The sequence below is a fragment of the Microcoleus sp. AT9b-C3 genome, from assembly GCF_036705485.1.
Lineage (GTDB): Bacteria > Cyanobacteriota > Cyanobacteriia > Cyanobacteriales > Microcoleaceae > Microcoleus.
In genome coordinates this window covers 139,092-141,957 of the sequence record NZ_JAUBUR010000021.1, presented here as the reverse complement: position 1 = coordinate 141,957, position 2,866 = coordinate 139,092, and the positions used below count along the sequence as shown (strand labels likewise).

The window sequence follows — 2,866 nt, the reverse complement described above, 5'->3', positions numbered from 1 at the left end:
CTGGCACATCTCTTGATGAAGTTATTCGTGCTTATTGTGCATAAAGAGTGTCTCATACTTATTTGAAATGACTATAATTTATTTTTCCCCGTTCCCCGCAATTCTTGGTCGAGAATTTTAAGACTACCTTCTTGGATCGATCGCAAAGCTCCAATCAAGGTTAATAATGTTGTTTTACCAGACCCTGAAGGCCCAGTCATCAGCACGATTTCGCCCGGATAAATTTCGAGGTTGATATCAAATAATGTCTGTTTGCGAAGTTGTCCTTCGCCGAAGGAATGATTGAGATTTTTAATTGAAATAACTGGTGTAGCGTTCATTCGATTTTCGATTTTCGCATTGAAGATTTTCGATGGGAAAGGAAGAGCCTCCAATATTCGATCGCCCCCTTTTCTATATCCTCACAAAATAAAGCAACAGCCAAGACTCAAATGAGGTCGGGATCGATTCCCTGCGATCGCAAATAAGCCGCCAATCGCTCTTTTTGTTCTCGTTCGCGATCGGCCCGTTCTCGTTCAGCGTCGGCCCGTTGGCGTTCCTGTTCGGCGTGGAGGCTCTCCAATCTAGCTCGCTCGCTCCCGGTCAGCAATAAATTTCCCAGGTTATCCCACCAGCGCAACCACTGCTGTGTCTGATTTTGATAGCTACCCGACCATACACCCAACTCTACTCCCATCAGGTCGATCGGGTAATGTCCGCGATCGTTCGGCTCCAAGCGCCGATATCTAGTATTCACGCAATTGTAGACTTCTAATTCATTGGTTTGGATCTTGTAAATAGCGTAGTAGGGAATTCTGATAATCCGCTCGTATACCCAAAACTTTCCCGGTTTCTGGTTTTCCCCGGATGGCAAAGCAGATAAGGGAGTGCTGTCGAGTTCTTCAGAACCATCGCCACTAGCAAATTCGATCGCAATCAACGGCGCAATATACTCGCGCCACAACACGTAGGAACGCCGATATTGCCCATCTAATCGGGGAGGCACGTTGGGGATGTAGAACCAGTCAGGGGCTTCGGCACCCTTTTCTGGAGGGTCGGTTTCGCGCCAGTAGATGCCGCAATCTTGCCCGATCGCATACTGTCCGTCGGGATGCAGATTTTGCAGTGTAATTTCCAGGGAGTCTGTGAGCAGGATACTCTGGGGATGTTCTTGAAAGTTTTTCACAAACGTGCCGTCAGATTCTGGGAGTTGCGTGTGGTCGGGAAAGGCGGGAGGCAACGCTGTGGGGTTGAAGCTTTGGGTCATAGCGTAGAACCGAGGGAGAGTGCGATCGAGAGTGAGACGGATACTCTCCTACAGCATAGCGTTCGATCGGCACAGCTATCCAATTCCTGATGGGGAAAAGAATTCAGCTTCTGGAAGTACCCCCGCACAAAGTAACTTTCGATTAAACTTGAGAGCGCAGGAATAGATTTTAAATGGGTTCTCTAGTTGCTAACCATGCTGAATTAAAAAATATCCGCCGGGTCAGCCGCCTGCAACTTCCTAACTGCGATCGCCCCCGACACCGCACACATGACAACTGTCATAATAAAAACAGTCATAGCTTTCGCCAAAGTCATATACATCGGCAAACTCGTAGCACTTCTCCCTAAATTGTACAGCACCAAAGAAACTCCAAACCCTGGCAAATAGCCAAGAATTGCCAAAATCAAAGCCTCTTGAAACACCACACCCAAAAAGTAAATATCCTTATATCCCATCGCCTTCAGCGTCGCGTATTCCGGCAAGTGGTCGGTAACATCAGTATAAAGAATTTGATAAACAATCACAATCCCAACGATAAATCCCATTGCCGCGCCGAGAGTGAAAACAAATCCGATTGATGTACTTTCCTGCCAATATTTTTTTTCAAAATCTACAAACTCTTCTTTAGTAGAAATTATCACATCTTTCGGCAAAGTTGCCCTCATTTTATCAACAACAGCCTTAACATCTGTTCCCGGCTGCAAGTGAACAATACCTATATCGATTAAACCTCTTGTTCTCCGCGTCGAAAAAATCCGCATAAAGTTCAAATCGCTGGTGACAAGATTTCCGTCGGCACCGAAAGAGGCCCCTATAGTAAATAAACCATCTACCCTAACGCGGCGATTGTCAACTTCTGTTTCAACAACTTTTCCCTGTTTGAAATATTCTGCTACCGGCCCAAACTCCGGGCGGGAAGCTTGGTCAAATAAAACCACATCTGAAATTTTGATTTTGTCCAAATTATTTTGGATTTCAGGCAGATCAAAGATGGGATGAGCAGGGTCAAAACCTATTACCATCAATTGCCGAGTATTTCGCTGGTTGGGGTCGGGGTTTTTCCACAATCCAAAGCCTAAATATACCGGGCTAATTGCTGTAACCCCGTCAAAACTCAAAGCTTGATACAAACGACGCTGAGGAAAACTTTTCATGGCTATTAAAGCCGTAGATTGAGTGCTGGTGATAAAAATATCCCCTTTTAACTTCGAGTGAAAGGTGATGGAGCTTTCAAATAGCGCGTCTCTAAATCCAAACTGCATAAACATTAGCAAGTCGGCGAAGCCAATGCCGGCTAGTGCGACGGCTAAGCGCATTTTTTCGCGGGTTAACTGTGCCCAAGCTAGTGGTATTTTTGCCATAAAAAAGTCAGTTGATAGTTGATAGTTGGTAGGGACACTGCCCCCGTGCCCGCCGCGATTGATAGTTGATAGTTGATAGTTGGGAATTGGGAATTGAGAGTAGATAGTTGTAGGGTGCGTCACCACCAACCGTCCCAAATTTCGATCGACCATCTCGTAGCGACGCACCTTACAGTTTAGGGTCGATCATTGAGGGTTGATAGCATTTGAGGGTTGACAGTGGTAGCAAACAGCACAGACTATCTGTAGGGTGCGC

2 protein-coding genes and 1 pseudogene are annotated in these 2,866 nt (G+C 46.0%); all 3 read right to left on the bottom strand.

What is annotated here, in order from left to right; all coding sequences use genetic code 11:
• Positions 1 to 74: 74 nt before the first annotated feature.
• Positions 75 to 320 (bottom strand): annotated as a pseudogene (locus tag QUB77_RS19505) (ATP-binding cassette domain-containing protein); the annotation flags it as partial.
• A 107-nt stretch (positions 321 to 427) separates the two neighbouring features.
• Positions 428 to 1,246 carry a Uma2 family endonuclease gene (locus QUB77_RS19500; RefSeq protein ID WP_333175899.1) on the bottom strand — a complete coding sequence of 273 codons (819 nt, stop codon included), beginning with the start codon at positions 1,244 to 1,246 and terminating at the stop codon, positions 428 to 430.
• Between the two features lie 203 nt (positions 1,247 to 1,449).
• Complete coding sequence (gene devC, locus QUB77_RS19495; protein WP_333176096.1) at positions 1,450 to 2,610, bottom strand: ABC transporter permease DevC; 1,161 nt, start codon at positions 2,608 to 2,610, stop codon at positions 1,450 to 1,452.
• Positions 2,611 to 2,866: the final 256 nt, after the last annotated feature.